The organism is Oleiphilus sp. HI0125, assembly GCF_001635355.1.
In genome coordinates this window covers 1-283 of sequence record NZ_LWGF01000496.1, presented here as the reverse complement: position 1 = coordinate 283, position 283 = coordinate 1, and the positions used below count along the sequence as shown (strand labels likewise).

At 44.2% G+C, this 283-nt stretch carries 1 protein-coding gene; it reads right to left on the bottom strand.

What is annotated here, in order from left to right:
* On the bottom strand, window positions 1–283 hold a 283-nt coding region (locus tag A3762_RS06275), incomplete at both ends, for an arginine deiminase family protein (RefSeq protein ID WP_231878745.1).

Below are 283 nucleotides of genomic sequence, written 5' to 3'. Positions count from 1 at the left end.
CATTATTAGCGTCGTTCCATTGTTCACGTTCGGCTGCGAATACGTCGCCACCAGTAGGAATCATGCGAACAGAGTCGTTGCCTGTAATACGTGCTAAAGTTTTAAAGAAGCCTTTTTGTTGCGTACAAACAATGTCACCGTTATCACCAGGAGTTAAGCTATAGTGGATGTTTTGGTCCGAAACAACGCCTGGATAGTAGGTGAAGCAGTCTCGATCCATATGTGTTAACACGGTGTCTAAGTGCATTGCTGCACGAGATTTACCAAGATCTATTGCTATGAC